This window comes from Mumia sp. zg.B21, assembly GCF_019550855.1.
Classification (GTDB): Bacteria; Actinomycetota; Actinomycetes; order Propionibacteriales; family Nocardioidaceae; genus Mumia.
On the sequence record NZ_JAHWCJ010000001.1, the window covers coordinates 1,661,843 to 1,677,886 of the forward strand.

General features: G+C 70.4%; 12 protein-coding genes. 3 read left to right on the forward strand and 9 right to left on the reverse strand.

Annotated elements, in window-relative coordinates; translation table 11 throughout:
• Positions 1-17: 17 nt before the first annotated feature.
• Complete coding sequence (locus KV100_RS08015) at positions 18-596, reverse strand: TetR/AcrR family transcriptional regulator (RefSeq protein WP_220342307.1); 579 nt, start codon at positions 594-596, stop codon at positions 18-20.
• Positions 597-756: 160 nt separating this feature from the next.
• Between KV100_RS08015 and KV100_RS08020 the strand changes: the two genes are divergently transcribed.
• Positions 757-2,691: an acyl-CoA dehydrogenase gene (locus KV100_RS08020; protein WP_220342308.1), complete on the forward strand. Its 1,935-nt coding sequence runs from the start codon at positions 757-759 to the stop codon at positions 2,689-2,691.
• Here KV100_RS08020 and KV100_RS08025 read toward each other — a convergent pair.
• From KV100_RS08025 to KV100_RS08035, 3 genes are read right to left on the reverse strand one after another with little or no spacing between them, the layout of a single operon-like run.
• Complete coding sequence (locus KV100_RS08025) at positions 2,688-3,368, reverse strand: SIMPL domain-containing protein (protein WP_220342309.1); 681 nt, start codon at positions 3,366-3,368, stop codon at positions 2,688-2,690. The two genes, KV100_RS08020 and KV100_RS08025, sit on opposite strands and share 4 nt — an antisense overlap.
• Before the next feature lie 41 nt (positions 3,369-3,409).
• Entirely contained in the window at positions 3,410-3,979 is a 570-nt protein-coding gene (locus KV100_RS08030) for a GNAT family N-acetyltransferase (protein ID WP_220342310.1), read from the reverse strand.
• On the reverse strand, positions 3,976-5,445 hold the full coding sequence (locus KV100_RS08035) for an NAD(P)/FAD-dependent oxidoreductase (protein ID WP_220342311.1): 1,470 nt from the start codon (positions 5,443-5,445) through the stop codon (positions 3,976-3,978). Before KV100_RS08035 ends, KV100_RS08030 begins: the two co-directional genes overlap by 4 nt.
• Before the next feature lie 95 nt (positions 5,446-5,540).
• Here KV100_RS08035 and lpdA point away from each other — a divergent pair, with 95 nt between their 5' ends.
• Positions 5,541-6,953 carry a dihydrolipoyl dehydrogenase gene (lpdA, locus tag KV100_RS08040; protein ID WP_220342312.1) on the forward strand — a complete coding sequence of 471 codons (1,413 nt, stop codon included), beginning with the start codon at positions 5,541-5,543 and terminating at the stop codon, positions 6,951-6,953.
• A gap of 71 nt (positions 6,954-7,024) precedes the next feature.
• Here lpdA and KV100_RS08045 read toward each other — a convergent pair whose 3' ends face one another.
• Positions 7,025-8,554, reverse strand: a complete 1,530-nt coding sequence (locus tag KV100_RS08045) for an LVIVD repeat-containing protein (RefSeq protein WP_220342313.1) — start codon at positions 8,552-8,554, stop codon at positions 7,025-7,027.
• 108 nt (positions 8,555-8,662) lie between these two features.
• On the opposite strand from KV100_RS08045, the gene KV100_RS08050 reads away from it, so the two are divergent.
• A complete protein-coding gene (locus tag KV100_RS08050; RefSeq protein ID WP_220342314.1) occupies positions 8,663-9,364 on the forward strand; it encodes a DUF305 domain-containing protein in 702 nt (233 codons plus the stop codon).
• A gap of 4 nt (positions 9,365-9,368) precedes the next feature.
• On the opposite strand, the gene KV100_RS08055 is transcribed toward KV100_RS08050, so the two are convergent.
• From KV100_RS08055 to KV100_RS08070, 4 genes are all read right to left on the reverse strand, one after another.
• A complete protein-coding gene (locus tag KV100_RS08055) occupies positions 9,369-9,983 on the reverse strand; it encodes a hemerythrin domain-containing protein (RefSeq protein ID WP_220342565.1) in 615 nt (204 codons plus the stop codon).
• Between the two features lie 137 nt (positions 9,984-10,120).
• Complete coding sequence (locus KV100_RS08060) at positions 10,121-11,251, reverse strand: hypothetical protein (protein ID WP_220342315.1); 1,131 nt, start codon at positions 11,249-11,251, stop codon at positions 10,121-10,123.
• 89 nt (positions 11,252-11,340) lie between these two features.
• Positions 11,341-13,929 carry an ATP-dependent chaperone ClpB gene (gene clpB, locus KV100_RS08065; protein ID WP_220342316.1) on the reverse strand — a complete coding sequence of 863 codons (2,589 nt, stop codon included), beginning with the start codon at positions 13,927-13,929 and terminating at the stop codon, positions 11,341-11,343.
• A gap of 180 nt (positions 13,930-14,109) precedes the next feature.
• A complete protein-coding gene (locus KV100_RS08070) occupies positions 14,110-16,041 on the reverse strand; it encodes an acyltransferase family protein (protein ID WP_220342317.1) in 1,932 nt (643 codons plus the stop codon).
• Positions 16,042-16,044 lie beyond the last annotated feature (3 nt).

Below are 16,044 nucleotides of genomic sequence, written 5' to 3' on the forward strand. Positions count from 1 at the left end.
TGGGCGCGTGGGAGGGATCAGGGAGAGGGGGACGTGACGCCGAGCGCGGGGAGCAGCACGGCGTCGAGGAACCGGGTGACGTACGCGAGGTCGGACGGCTCTCCGTCGATGACCTCTCGCAGCAGGGCCGGCCCCGTCATGGTGACGACGACGAACGGGAGCGCCGGGTTGTCGGCCGCGACCTCCCCGCGTGCGACGGCACGCTCGAGGAGGACACCGATCTCGGCGCTCCGGCTGGCGACGATGCGCTCGCGGAGCGACTCGGCCAGCTCCGGGTGCGTCTTGCAGGCGTGGATGACCGCGACGACGAGGCCGATCTCGGTATCCTCGGCGTGACCGTGGTCGCAGGCCAGGGCCAGGAGGTCCCCGCGCAGACTGCCGGTGTCGGGCAGCTCGGACGCATCCGGTGCCAGGGCACCGATGGCGCTGGTGACCAGCGCCTCCTTGCTGCCCCACTGGCGATACAACGTCGCCTTGCTGGAGCGCGTCATGTCCGCGACACCGTCCATCGTGAGCTTGTCGTAGCCCACGTCGGCGAGCAGGCGCAGCACAGCCGCGTACAGCTCGTCGGTACGTTCGGGCGTCAGACGGCTCATGCGGAGACCTCGCAGACCAGTGGACGAGACATGACGTGACAGCGAAACGAAACCGTTTCGTATCGATCGTAGGCCGCGACACCTGAGAACGAACATCGCCGACAGGTGTGCTCGCTCACACCCCGTCGGTCGCCGCCAGCACCCAGGTAGCGTCGGGGGCATGGCAGACCTCGGCACGGCCCTCCGCTCCCTCCTCGACGGCCCGTACGCGCAGGCGCGCGAGTCGACACGCGACCTGCTCGCGAGCACCGGCGTCCTCACCGACCCGAGCCACCGCGTGGAGGAGCAACGGACCCAGACCCGCGAGGCGCTCCTCGCGCTGGCCAAGAGCGGCATCCCGGCCGCCGGGTTCGCCAAGGACCACGGCGGCACGGGAGATCCCGGCGCCTCGATCGTCGGGTTCGAGATGCTGGTGTACGCCGATGTCTCGCTGATGGTGAAGGCGGGAGTCCAGTGGGGTCTGTTCGGCGGCGCCGTCGAGAACCTCGGCACCCAGCGCCACCACGACACGTACCTTCCCCGCATCATCGACGGCGACCTCCTCGGCTGCTTCGCGATGACCGAGACCGGCCACGGGAGCGACGTCCAGAGCCTCGAGACGACAGCGACGTACGACGCCGCCACGGGTGAGTTCATCATCGACTCGCCGACCGCGACGGCGCGCAAGGACTACATCGGCGGCGCCGCCCACGACGCGACGCTGGCCGCGGTCTTCGCGCAGCTGGTCACCGCGGGCCCGGGCGAGGAGGCGCACTCGCGCGGGGTCCACTGCCTTCTCGTGCCGCTGCGGGACGACGAAGGCCGAGACCTCCCCGGTGTCACCACCTCCGACTGCGGGGTCAAGGGCGGCCTCAACGGCGTCGACAACGGCCGGATCGTGTTCGACCAGGTCCGAGTGCCGCGCGAGAACCTGCTCGACCGCTACGCGAGCGTGGCCGAGGACGGCACCTACTCCTCCCCCATCGAGAACCCCAACCGCCGCTTCTTCACGATGCTCGGCACCCTGATCCGCGGACGTGTCAGCATCGCGGGCGCCAGCGGCGCGGCCGCCCGCCAGGCGCTGGCGATCGCGGTCCGCTACGCCCTGCGCCGTCGGCAGTTCGGCGCACCGGGCGCCGCTGCGGGCGAGCCGCAGGAGGTGCTGCTGATGGACTACCGCACCCACCAGCGCCGGCTGCTGCCCGCGCTCGCCCGGGCGTACGCCCTCCAGACCGCTCAGAACGGCCTCGTGGAGACCCTCTCGAACATCCAGGGCGGCGGCGCCGTGGCCGACCCCACCGCGCAGCGCGACCTCGAGGCACTCGCCGCCGGGGTCAAGGCGTACGCCTCCTGGCACGCCACCGAGACGATCCAAGAGTGCCGCGAGGCGTGCGGCGGCGCCGGCTACATGGCCGCGAACCGCCTCACCACCCTCAAGGCCGACACCGACGTGTTCACCACCTTCGAGGGTGACAACACCGTGCTCATGCAGCTGGTCGGCAAGGAGCTGCTCACCGGCTACGCCGACGACGTGCGCGGGCTCGACCCCCTCGGCATGGCGAGCTTCGCGGTCTCCAACGCCGCCGAGGTCGTGCTCGAGCGCACCCCGGTGGCACCGCTGGTGGCGCGGCTGCGCGACGCGACGCGCCGTGAGGGCGACGAGCCCGACCTGCTCGACCGCGGCACCCAGATCTCGCTGCTCACCGACCGCGAGGAGCACCTGCTCGACACGCTCGCCCGCCGCATGCAGGCCGCCCGCAAGCTGTCCGGCGCGGAGGCTTTCGCCGCCGTCAACCGGGCGCAGGACCACCTGGTCCACCTCGGCCGCGCCCACGTCGAGCGGGTGGTGCTCGAGTCGTTCGTGGCTGCCGTGTGCGAGGTCGAGGACGACGAGGTCCGGTCGGTCCTCGACACCGTCTGCGACCTCTACGCACTGAGCGTGGTGGAGGCCGACAAGGCATGGTTCCTGGAGCACCGGAGGCTGTCGGTCGGGCGCGCAAAGAACGTGACGGCCTCGGTCAACGGGCTCTGCGAGCGGCTGCGGCCCCACGCCGCCGACCTGGTCGATGCGTTCGGGATCCCGGAGAACCTCCTCGACGTCGAGATGCTGCGCTAGGCAGAGCCCGACGAGGCCTCGAAGTCGGCGCTGACCTCGGCGCCGACCTCGATGTCGTCCGGACGCAGCTCCATGCCGCCGTACGACTCCGGCCCGGCAGCCGCTCGCATCGCTGTCGCCTCGCCGAAGGCCGACACCGGCCCGACGTGTGGACGCAGTCCGTGCTCGTACAGCGCGACGAGGTGGACGGGCCCGAGGCCGAGAGCGCCGGCGTAGGCCTGAGCGCGGACCACCGCGTCGCGCGCCGCGTCCGCACGGACCGTCGCGACGGCGGCGTCGCGACGCACCTCGGTGAGTGCCCACTCCACACCGTCGACGGCGACGCCGTCGAGCAGCGCGACCTCGCCCACCCATCGCGAGAGGGCATCGAAGTCACGGAACGTCACCCGTACGCCAGCGCTCGCGCGGAAGCGTCGGACCTTCGTCTCGTCCTCCTGCGCGCTCGGCTTGATCCACTCGTCGTAGATCCACGCCGAGACCTGGTCGGCCCCCCACCACGTCGCCGAACCCGAGGTGACGTGCTGCTTGGCCTGTCCGACGAGAGTGCTGTGAGTGCGCGCAGCGGCGGCCACGACGTCGTCGCGGCGCGCTCCCGCGAACGACACGGTGAGCCGGACGGTCCCACGCTCGGCGGCGATGGTCTGGACGGCGCGTCCCATCACGGTGATCTTGGGCATGGCCGCACCCTAGCCGCCACCGGACCGCTCAGGCGTCGGCGTCAGACAGGGTCGGCGTCGCTGAGGATCCGCTGGAACAGGACGTGGTCCTGCCACGCCCCGGCGATGAAGAGGTAGTCCGGCGCCACGCCGATCGCCGAGAAGCCGTTGCGGCGGAGCACCTGCTGCGAGCCGGCGTTGTGCAGCAGCGTCGCGGCCTGGAGGCGGTGCAGCCCCTCGGCGCGCGCATGGTCGCAGACCGCCGCGACCGCCCGGGTCATCAACCCTCGACCGGTGTGCTCGCCGTCGGTCCAGTAGCCGAGATGACCGTTGCCGAAGACCGCGCGCACGATGTCGTTGACGTTGACCGACGCCACCACGGCGTCCGCCCCGTCCACGACGACCGCGGTGATGCTCTCGCCCCTGGCGTCGGACGCCACGCGGGAGTGGAGTCGTCGCGCCTGCTCGTCCACGGCGAAGAACCCGTCGCCTCTCACCGGCTCCCACGGAGCCAGGTGCGCACGGTTGCGCAGGTAGGCCGCCGCCAGTGCCGGAGCGTCGTCGGGCGTCACCGACCGGAGCAGATAACCGTCACCGAGCGCGACGCGCAGCTCGGTCGCCGCACCCGTCACGAGCGAGGGTCGACGGAGCCGGCGGAAGACTCCACCTGCTGGTCGGCCTCGGCGTCGGCCTGGGCCGTCTCCTTGAGCACCTGCTCGGACGCATCCCCTTCGGGCGCCGTCTCCTCAGTGGACTGCGTCTCAGAGGCCTGCGTCTCGGTCAGGGCGCCCGCCGGCGTGCTCAGGACCGCTCCGGGCGGAGCGACGCGAGCGATGACCGGCGGGGTCTCGCCGACGATGGCGTTGTGGCCACCGCGCCAGAAGATGTAGCGGGACCCCAGGTTGATCATCGTCGCCAGGCGGTTGCGCCCGCCGAGCAGGAAGTACAGGTGGACGACGATCCAGGTCACCCACGCGAAGAAGCCGGTCAGCTTGCCGAAGGGCCGCAGCTCCGCGACGGCCGAGCTGCGGCCGATCGTCGCCATCGTGCCCTTGTCGAGGTACGAGAAGGGCTTGTGCTCCTTGCCCTTCAGACGCGCACGGATGTCCTTCGCGGCGTACTTGCCGCCCTGCAGCGCCGGCTGGGCGAGCTGCGGCAGCGCGCGGTCCCCGTCCTCCACCGCGATGTCGCCCACGGCGTAGACGTTCTCCAGGCCCTGCACGCGCAGGTGGTCGTCGACCATGATCCGACGTCCGCGGCCGAGCGGGACGCCCCAGTTCGCGATGACGGGGTGGGTGGTGATGCCGGAGCCCCAGATGACCATGTCGGCGGGGATGAACTCCCCGTCGTTCACGATCACGCCGTCGGGCCTGACCTCCTTCACCGAGGTCTCGAGCCGCAGGTCGACCCCGCGCTTCTCCAGCGACCGGCGAGCGTAGTTGCGCAGCTTGGGCGCGAACGGCCCGAGCACGTGGGGCGCCATCTCCACCAGCGTGATGTGGACGCGCTCCGTGTCGATCTCGGGATAGGTGACCGGCATGTCGTGGTTGCGCATCTCCGCCAGCGCCCCGGCCGTCTCGACGCCGGTCGGACCGCCGCCGACGACGACGGCCCGGAACTCGGTGTCGCGGCCGTTGACCGCCGCGTCCTCGAGGATCGCGAACATCCGGTCACGCACGGCGAGAGCGTGCGAACGGCGGTAGAGCGGCAGCGAGTACTCCTCGGCACCCGGGATGCCGAAGAAGTTGGCGGTCGTGCCGGAGGCGATGATCAGGTAGTCGTACGACAGCGTCAGGCCGCCGTCGAGGTTGATGGTGCGCGTCGAGTGCTCCATCGACGTGACGGTGCCCTTCAAGAAGCGCACGTTGTCCTGCTTGGAGCGGATCGAACGCAGGAACCACGTGATGTCGCCGGGGTTCAGGGTCGAGGTCGCGACCTGGTAGAGCAGGGGCTGGAACGTGTTGTAGGTGTGCCGGTCGACGAGCGTCACGTCGACGTCGGCGCGCTTGAGCGCCCGCACTGCAGACACTCCGCCGAAGCCACCGCCCACGACCACCACGTGCGGCCGGTTCCGGGGCATGATCTGCGAGTCTCCCATGACTTTCAGCGTACGCCGCGGATGTGAGACCCGTATATGAGGTCGAAGCGGCGACCGGCGGGGCGTGACGTGTCTCACCTCCCTACGATTGGCACATGAGTGATCACTACGACGTCGTCGTCCTCGGCGCCGGACCGGGCGGTTACGTCGCCGCGATCCGCGCCGCACAGCTCGGCAAGTCCGTGGCTGTCATCGAACCCAAGTACTGGGGAGGTGTCTGCCTCAACGTCGGGTGCATCCCCAGCAAGTCCCTCCTGCGCAACGCCGAGCTCGCGCACATCATCCAGCACGAGGCCGAGTCCGTCTTCGGTATCGGCGTCGGTGACGTCACGCTCGACTACGGCAAGGCGTACTCCCGCAGCCGCGAGGTCGCCGACGGGCGCGTCAAGGGCGTCCACTTCCTCATGAAGAAGAACAAGATCGCCGAGATCCACGGCACGGGCACCTTCACCGGCCCCAAGGCGATCGAGGTGGCGCTCAACGACGGCGGCTCGCAGGAGGTCACCTTCGACGCGTGCATCATCGCCACCGGCTCGACGACCCGCCTGCTCCCCGGCACTCAGCTCTCCGAGCGCGTGGTGACGTACGAGGAGCAGATCCTGGCCGACGACCTGCCGGGATCGATCATCATCGCCGGTGCCGGCGCGATCGGTGTCGAGTTCGCGTACGTCCTCAACTCGTACGGCGTGAAGGTGACGATCGTCGAGTTCCTCGACCGCGCCGTCCCCAACGAGGACGCCGACGTGTCCAAGGAGCTCGCCCGCGGCTACAAGAAGCTCGGGATCGAGATCCTCACCTCCACCCGCGTCGACGCGATCGACGACTCGGGCGACAAGGTCAAGGTGACCGTCACCCGCAACCCCGAGGGCAACGCCAAGGAGGAGGTCCTCGAGGCCGACAAGGTCCTCCAGGCCATCGGCTTCGCCCCCCGCAGCGAGGGCATCGGCCTCGACAAGGCCGGCGTCAAGGTCTCCGACCGTGGCGCGATCGAGATCGACGACTACATGCGGACGAACGTCGACGGCATCTACGCGATCGGCGACGTCACCGCCAAGCTGATGCTGGCCCACGTCGCCGAGGCCCAGGGCATCGTGGCGGCGGAGACGATCGGCGGCGTCGAGACGTTCCCGCTCGACTACGCGATGATGCCGCGCGCGACGTTCTGCCACCCGCAGATCGCGTCGTTCGGCTACACCGAGGCCCAGGCCAAGGAGCTCGGGTTCGACGTCAAGGTCGACAAGTTCCCGTTCACCGCCAACGGGAAGGCGCCCGGCCTGGCCGACACGGCGGGCTTCGTGAAGCTGGTGACCGACACGACCTACAAGGAGCTGCTCGGGGCACACCTCGTCGGCCCTGAGGTCACGGAGATGCTGGGCGAGCTGACGCTGGCCCAGCGCTGGGACCTGACCGCGGACGAGGTGGCACGCAACGTCCACGCCCACCCCACGCTGTCCGAGGCGGTGCAGGAGGCCGTCCACGGCGCAGCGGGGCACATGATCAACCTCTGACCTCGACGCCAGAGCGCCGAAGCCCCCTCCCGCACCAGCGGGAGGGGGCTTCGGCGTTCAGACCAGAGCGGTCAGTGCTTGCCGTGGCCGTGGCCGTGGCCGTGCCCGTGGCCGTGCCCGTTGCCGTGCCCGTTGCCGTGGCCTCGCGAGTACGAAGGCTGCGACTGCGGGTTGAACTCGTCGTACTTGTAGCCCTTGGCACCCGCCAGGCGACGATCCTTCACCTGGAAGACGTCGAAGCCCTTCTGGATGTCGCTGGAGTAGATGTAGCCGTTGTAGTAGTACGCCGACCACGATCCACCGAGGATCAGACGATCAGCGGAGAGCGGGCCGCGGTCGAACCACGCCAGCTCCTTCGGGTTGGCCGAGTCGGTGAAGTCCCACACCGAGATGCCGCCCTGGTACCAGGCCTGGACCATGATGTCCTTGCCCTTGATCGGGATCAGGGACCCGTTGTGCGCCACGCAGTTCTCGGTGTTGGCCTGGGTCCGCGGGATCTTGAAGTAGCTCTTGAACACCAGCTGGTTGCCGCGCTCGATGTCGTAGATCGCGTCCGCGCCCTTGGTCTGGCCGACGGTCGGGTTGCAGGTCGGGCCGCCACCGCCGCCGAGCTCGTCGGTGAAGACGACCTTGCTGCCCTCGTTGTTGAACGTCGCCGAGTGCCAGAACGCGAAGTTGGTGGTGTCGCGGACCTGCTCGATCACCTTCGGGTTCGCACGGTCCTTGATGTCGAAGAGGACGCCGTCACCCATGCAGGCGCCTGCGGCGATGTCCTTCGACGGGTATGCCGTGATGTCGTGGCAGCCCGACGTGGTCGACGAGTAGTTGCCCGGCGGGTTGCCGCCGTCAGGGAAGACGACCGGCTCGGACACAACCGCCGCGGCGGCCGGGTTCTTCACCGGGATCTTGACGACCGAGACCAGGTCGTGGGGCGGCTGGCAGTCGGGGAACGCCACGTTGGGCGAGTAGGACGAGACGTAGACGAAGAGGTCCTTCTTGTTCTTCGACGGCGCCAGCGTGTGCGTGTGCGAACCACACTTGGTCTCGACCGAAGCGACGTACTTCGGGGCCGTGGGCCGGCTGATGTCGAAGATCTTCAGGCCCTCCCACGACTCCTTCACCGTCGCGGGCTGGGTCGTGTTGTCGCACGAGTCGTTGCTGCGGCTGGAGTCGGTGCTGAGGATCAGCAGGTTGCCGCTCACCGAGATGTCGTTCTGGGAGCCGGGGCAGAGCACCTGGGTGACCTGCTTGGGCCTGCTGCCCTTCTTGATGTCATAGACCGTGAAGCCGTTGTAGTTGCCGGCGAAGGCGTAGTTGCCCTGGAACGCCAGGTCGGTCTGGAAGGCTTCCTCCGGCGCGAAGGCCCCGTTCTTGGGGATGTTCGCGAGCAGCCTCATGTTGGGGCTGGAGGCGGTCTCGCCGACGCCGAGCTCGGTGGAGCTGTCGTCGACGGCGGCCAGCCGCTGGGCGGCCACGGGAGCCGGCGAGCTGCCGTCGTCGGGGACGCCGGCCGAAGGGCCGGCACCAGCGAGGGAGGCGAGGACGAGCGCGCTTGCGCCCGCGGAGACGGTAATTGCGCGGGTGAGACGTGATCGTTTCAATGGGTTCATGGTGAGAACCCCTTCTCGTGAGGTTCCCAGCAGCATTGCGCCATTAGCAGAATTCCGCAACGCTTCAGACATCACCACTTCCGAAGGGACGTTCGTCCGTTGACCTCACGCTCACGCCGCCCGGTCGCTCTCACGCTCGTCGGTCTCGTCCTGACCGCTGGAGCGCTCACCGCCTGCTCGGAGGACGGCGAGGCGGGAGGCGAGGAGACGAGCCCACCGCCGGCCCAGGGCACCGTGCTGCAGCCGGGTCGCCCTGGCGAGCCCAACGCCTCAGTCGCCCCCGAGGACTACCCGAAGGCCGCGAAGCAGAACGAGGCGGACGTCGACTTCATCACGATGATGATCACCCACCACCTCCAGGCGCTGGAGATGACCGAGCTGGCGAAGACCCGGGCGGAGCACGCGAGCGTGCGCAGCCTCTCCGACCGCATCTCGGCGTCCCAGGGCCCGGAGATCCACGCGATGGTGGCGTGGCTGGAGGCTCGAGGACTTCCGGTGCCCGAGGGTGCCGAGGGCCACGGAGGCCACGGTGACCACGGACCGACGACCCAGGCTCCCGACATGGCCTACGGGATGCTGACCGACGACGAGATGAAGGCCTTGGCAGGCGCCGACGGCAACGCGTTCGACCAGCTCTTCCTGCGCGGCATGATCGAGCACCACTCGGGCGCGGTGGCCATGGCCGAGACGGCCCAGGCCGAGGGATCCGACCTGGTCGTCAGCGAGATCGCCGCCGATGTCGCGTCAGGGCAGGGCGCGGAGATCGCACGGATGCAGGTGCTGCTCGACCAGGTCGCCTGACGCCTCATCCCGAGCGGGTCGATGGGCGTTCGCCGCGGCGCAGCACGCCGATCCGCTCGACGCGGCCGGCGGCCCCCGCCAGTCCTCGGCTCGCCCGGGACGCAGGACCCCGCCAGCGCTGCGACCGCAGGGCGACGGTGTCGAGGCCGTCCCGCGTGCGGTCGAGGACCGTCAACGGCAGCGCCGCCAGCGCGTTCCCCGGCGGACGCCGAGACACCACCGGGTGCGGCCGTGTCGGCGCCGTCCGGCGTACGAGTTCCCAGGCGACGCCCAGGACCTGCAGCCGCCGGACGTCCACCGCGTCCTGCAGGCGGGGCAGGAACTCGTCCTCCTCGTCGCGGACGTCCTCGCGGAGCACCTCGACCAGACGGTCCAGCACCTGCTGTCGGCGCTCAGCATCCAGGGGGAGCTTCTCGAGCTCCGTCCACAGCTCGTTGACCTCTTGGTGCTCCTCCTCGACCCGGAGCGTCAGGGCATCGCCGTCGGGGAGCTCCCGCCGGATCTCCGGCCACAGCACCGACTCCTCGGCGAACGCGTGGGGGAACACGAGGCGGGCGATCCGCTTGAGGACCAGCTCCTGCTCCGTGCCGGGCGAGGACGTGCCGAGGTGCTGGAGCAGCTCGTCGAGCCGGACGTGGTCGCGCTTCTGGCGGGGTCAGCACGCTGAGACTGCCGCCGAGCTGCTTCACGTCCTGATGGGCCAGTGAGGTCATGCTCGGCCCTTACCCGTGTCGTGGCGGGACCAAACTTCCCGAGCTAGCGGGCCGCCCGAAACCAGTCCGACACCTCGCGGCGCCAGACCAGGACGACGCAGGCGACCTCGGCCAACAGCCACACGAGCCCCAACGGCGCGGTCAGCACGGACGCGACCATGCCGAGGGCGGCGACCACGGTGAAGACGATCCGCGTCGCGGGGCGGCGCGACAGCATCGCCAGTGCGGACACCGCCCCGGCGACCGCGAGGAGCGCCAGAGCGAGGGAGAGCCAGAACATCGTCCGGGCCAGCTCGGCGGCCGTCATGCCGAGCTGGCCGAGGATGTCGGAGTCGGCGATCATGGGCTGCTCGGCGATGAGGTCGGCGTACTGCCCCGGCGACGCGAGATAGAGCAGGACGTTGAGGCCGAACACCGCGGCAGCCAGACCAGACAGCGCCGCGGCGACGACCACGGCCGTCACCAGCGGGCGCGGTCGACCCGGGACCGGCATCCGACCGTACGGCGCAGGGTTGGCGCCCGGTCCGTACTGCGCCGACTGCGGCGAGAACGGCTGCGAGACCGCCTCGGGTCCAGACGCGTACGGACGCGCAGCAGGTGCCGGCTGACCGCCCGACGCCGCCGGGTCGGGCGCGCGCACGGAGGGCGGCGGCGCCTGGGTCTGCGACGTGGGCAGCACAGGCGTCGGAGAGCTCTGCGGGTCGACAGGCCGAGGTTGCTCCGACGTGGCCTCGGGGGGAGCCTCTCCGGCGAACCAGGCACGACTCTCTCGGCCCCACAGGAACACGACGACCATGACCCCGAGAAGCGCCGGGACGATGCCCGTCGCCCCGGCGACGACGAAGGCGAGGCTCGAGAGCACGGCGAGGACGGTCAGCCCGATCCGCGCACCGCGGTGCCGCTTGGCCGTCCAGATCGACAAGACGATGGCCGCGGCGGAGACCGCCCCGGCACCCATCAGAACGCCGCGCAGCCATCCGAGCGCCTGGTCGACCGAGATCGCGTCACTGACCGGCCCTGCCGAGAGCGCGTCCTCGATCTGCTCGCGGACCTCGATCGAGCCCCAGTTCGACAGCGTCGACACGATGCTCACCAGCACGATCGCCGAGGCGACCCCCGCCGCCAGGCAGGCCATCGTCACCTTCTGGGGGCGTGCTGTCGTCGCGTTGGACATGGGGCTATCCCATCACGCTGCTGTTAGCGCACCAGCAGGCGGTGAGCCCGCCGCCACCTGAGAGGGTGACGGCGGGCTCACTCGACGTGTCAGGCCGCCGCGACGCGCAGGCCCTCGCGCGACGGGTCGAGGTCGACCACGACCTCGTCCCCGTCGCGGACATCGCCCGCGAGCAGCTCCCGTGCGAGCGTGTCCCCGATCGCCTGCTGGATCAGGCGACGAAGCGGACGAGCGCCGTAGGTCGGGTCGAACCCGGTGAGTGCCAGCCACTCCTTGGCCGCGTCGGTCACCGTGAGCCGGATCCGCCGGGTCTCCAGCCGCTTCGCGAGGGCCTCGACCTGCAGGTCGACGATCCGCGTGAGGTCCTCGACCGACAGCGCGTCGAACATGACGACCTCGTCGAGGCGGTTGAGGAACTCCGGACGGAACGACGCTCGTACGATCTCCATGACCTTGTCCCGCTTGGCGGCCTCGTCGAGCGCGGGGTCTGCCAGGTAGACCGAGCCGAGGTTCGACGTGAGGATCAGGATCACGTTGCGGAAGTCGACCGTACGACCCTGCCCGTCGGTCAGACGCCCATCGTCGAGCACCTGGAGCAGGATGTCGAAGACCTCCGGGTGGGCCTTCTCGACCTCGTCCAGCAGCACGACCGAGTACGGGCGCCGACGCACAGCCTCGGTCAGCTGACCGCCCTCGTCGTAGCCGACGTAGCCCGGAGGCGCACCGACCAGACGCGAGACCGAGTGCTTCTCGGAGTACTCGCTCATGTCGATGCGGACCATCGCCCGCTCGTCGTCGAACAAGAACTCCGCCAGCGCCTTGGCAAGCTCCGTCTTGCCGACGCCGGTCGGGCCGAGGAACAGGAACGAGCCGGTGGGCCGGTTCGGATCGGCGATGCCAGCGCGTGAACGGCGCACGGCGTCGGAGACAGCCTTGACCGCATCGGACTGGCCGATCAGCCGGTGACCGAGCTCCTCCTCCATACGGAGCAGCTTGCCGGTCTCCCCCTCGAGCAGGCGGCCCGTCGGGATCCCGGTCCACGACGCGATGACCTCGGCGATCTCGTCGGGGCCGACCTCGTCGTTGACCATCTTGTCCTCGGGCTCGGCCTCCTCGTCGGCCACGGCCTCCTCGAGCTGCCTCTCCAGGCCGGGGATCTCGCCGTAGTTCAGCCGCGCGGCGGTCTCGAGGTCGCCGGCGTTCTGCGCGCGCTCGGCCTCGCGCCGCTTCTCGTCGATCTGCTTCTTGATCTCACCGACCTCGTTGAGACCCGAGCGCTCACGCTCCCACCGGGCCTCGAGCGCCCGCAGCTGCTCCTCGGAGTCGGCGAGGTCGGCACGAAGCTTCTCGAGCCGCTCGCGGCTTCCCTCGTCGGTCTCCTTCGCGAGGTGCAGCTCCTCCATCTTCATCCGGTCGACCGAACGCCGCAGCGTGTCGATCTCGACGGGGTTGGAGTCGATCTCCATCCGCAGCCGGCTGCTGGCCTCGTCGACGAGGTCGATCGCCTTGTCGGGCAGCTGCCGCCCGGAGATGTAGCGGTCGGACAGCGCGGCCGCCGCGACGAGTGCCGCGTCGGAGATCTCGACCTTGTGGTGCGCCTCGTAGGTCTCCTTGAGACCCCGCAGGATCGCGATCGTGTCCTCGACACTCGGCTCGTCGACCAGCACGGGCTGGAAGCGGCGCTCCAGCGCGGGGTCCTTCTCGATGTTCTCGCGGTACTCGTCGAGGGTGGTGGCACCGACCAGACGCAGCTCGCCGCGGGCCAGCATCGGCTTCAGCATGTTGCCGGCGTCCATGGAGGAGTCCCCGGTCGCGCCGGCACCGACGACGGTGTGGAGCTCGTCGATGAAGGTGATGATCTGTCCATCGGAGTCCTTGATCTCCTGCAAGACGGCCTTCAGCCGCTCCTCGAACTCGCCGCGGTACTTCGCGCCGGCGACCATCGCGCCCAGGTCGAGCGACACCAGCCGCCGTCCCTGAAGCGAGCTCGGGACGTCGCCGGCGACGATGCGCTGGGCGAGGCCCTCGACGACGGCGGTCTTGCCGACGCCGGGCTCGCCGATGAGGACCGGGTTGTTCTTGGTGCGCCGCGTGAGCACCTGGACAGTGCGCCGGATCTCGGCGTCGCGGCCGATGACGGGGTCGAGCTTGCCCTCACGCGCCGCAGCGGTGAGGTCGACGCCGTACTTCTCCAGCGCCTGGTAGGTGTCCTCGGCGTCCTGGCTCGTCACCCGCGCAGAGCCTCGTACGGTCTGGAACGCGCCGCGCAGCGCGTCGGCGGTCGCTCCGACACCGTCGAGGATCTCGCGGGCCTTCGACTGGACGGTCGCGAGGCCGACCATCAGATGCTCCGTCGAGACGTACTCGTCACCGAGCTCGCTGGCGAGGTCCTGGGCCCGCTGCAACACCTCGAGGGTGGCGCGGGCATATCCGGGGGAGGCCACGCTCTGGCCTGCAGCCGACGGCAGCGTCTTGACGGCCTCGTCGGTGCGGGCCCGCGCGACGGCAGGATCGGCTCCCGCAGCCTGGAGCAGCGGCACGGCGGTGCCGCCGTCGGCGTCGAGCAGCGCGTCGAGCAGGTGCAGCGGGTCGACCGCCGGGTTGCCGGCGGCGGCCGCAGCCTGGATCGCCGCGGCGAGCGCCTGCTGGCTGCGGGTCGTGAGCTTGGAAGCGTCCATGTGGGTCCTCTGGTCTGTCAGTTCAACGGTTACCAGGTTCAACGCGTCGAGAGTTGAGTCGATTCCACTCAACTCTGTCCCTTTCTAACATGCCCTGCCCGCGTCCGCGTGATGAAGGGTTGCGGTCGGTTCTGGGCGCGCAGAGCGACCGCAACCCTTCACAACGCGGACGGGGCGAGCTCAGCAGCCGCCGAGTGCCTCACGCACGGTGCGGGTGTAGACCTTGGCTCCTCGCGCGTTGGGATGCACCCGGTCCGAGGCGAGGAGCGAATAACGCCCCGCGACGGCTCCGTGCCAGTCCGCGAGCCTCACGGACCGATGGTCGGCGGCCACACGGCGCACCGCCGAGAGCGCGCTGCGCTGCCACGGGCGCCCGGGCACGTACGGGGCCACCAGGATGACCTGGCGCCCGGCCAGCCGTCGCGTGACCAGGCGTTCGAGGTCGCGGCGGTCGACGAACCCGTTGGTGCCCGTCCCGATCACGACGACCGGCCCGAGGACGCCGCGTGACGCGGCACGGCGTACGGCAGCAGCGACGTCGTCGTACTGCCAGCCGACCTTCGCCGTCGCGTCGAGCCTCGGCATCGCCGACACCAGCTGCGGCGCGGCGGCGACGAGGACCGAGTCGCCGAACGCACTGACCCGTACGGACCTGCCCACCGTCCGGCACGTCGCGGCAGGGGCGGAGGGCTTCGTCCGTGAGGGCTTCTCCGCCGCGGGCCGCGGCGCCTCGGCGAGAACCCGCTCTCCCGTCGAGAGGCTGGCCTGCAGCGGGCTCCGGTCCGGCGCGGTGGCGACCGCGCCGGCAGCGACCGCGACGACGACGCCAGCCGTCGCCGTCACGAGCACCCAGCGGCGCCGCGGCCGGCGCCGGTCCTCCGCAAGGCGGTAGGCGGGCGCAGCCCACCGCCGCAGCGTGAACGCGATGCCGTCGCTGCGCATGGGCATCTCGACGAACCGGTACGACACGGCGGCGACGCCCACCGCGACCAGCGCGGCGAGCCCACCCGCCAAGGGCGACCACTCCGGAGGAGCGACCCGGGTGGCGAGCACGATCAGCGGCCAGTGCCAGAGATAGATCCCGTACGACCGGGCGCCGAGCCAACGCAACGGCGCGACAGCCAGCGCACTGGCGAGCGGAGTCCGGTTGACCGCGGACAGCACCAGCGCGGCGCTCGCCACGCTGACGACGAGCAGGCCACCGGTGTAGGGGACCGCGCTCGACCACGACACCGTCCCCGCGTAGGCCAGCAGGATGGCGAGGCCGAACACGCCGCAGGCCGTGATCCCTAGCCGGCTCTCGAACGTCGCCGAGGCCCGGTCGGACCGCAGCAGGTGCGGCGCCCGGCTCAGTGCGAGCGCCGCGCCGACGAGCAGACCGAAGACGTGGGTGTCGGTCCCGACGTAGGCCCGGGTCGGGTCGTCGGGGGTGTAGAGGACGGCCATCCACACCGCCGACGCCACCGCGAGGATCGTCGCCGCACGGACGAACCGGGCCCGCGAGAGGACGAGGATGCCGAGCGCCAGCACGACGGGCCACACGACGTAGAACTGCTCCTCGATCCCGAGCGACCACAGGTGGTTGAGCACGGGAGGCTCTCCCCGCTCCGCGTACGCCTGCCCCTGCGCGACCTGGAACCAGTTCGAGGACCAGGTCAGGCCGCCGAGCACCTGCCACCTCAGACCGGCTGCGGTGTCACGGCCGACCAGCACCGTCAGCGCGGCGACGACCACGATCATCACGGTGGCTGCAGGGACGAGCCGGCGGACGCGCCGGACCCAGAACGACGGCAGGTCGAACCTGCGGGTGCGGTCGGCGTCCTCGAGCAGCACGGCCGTGATGAGGAACCCGCTGAGGACGAAGAACACGTCGACCCCGACGTATCCGCCGGGCATCTGCGAGGGCGCGACGTGATAGGCGACCACGAGGACGACGGCCAGCGCCCGGAGACCGTCGAGGCCGGGCGCCGTCGGCCGGCGCGCCGTGGGCCGGCGCGGGAGGTTGCGGCCGCCCGTCCCGGTCCGGCGCCCGGCGGCCTCCGGGCGCCGTAAGCCCTCGCTCGCTCGCTCGAGCGGACGTGACGCTTCCCTACCCCCGAGATGCAGCACCACGCC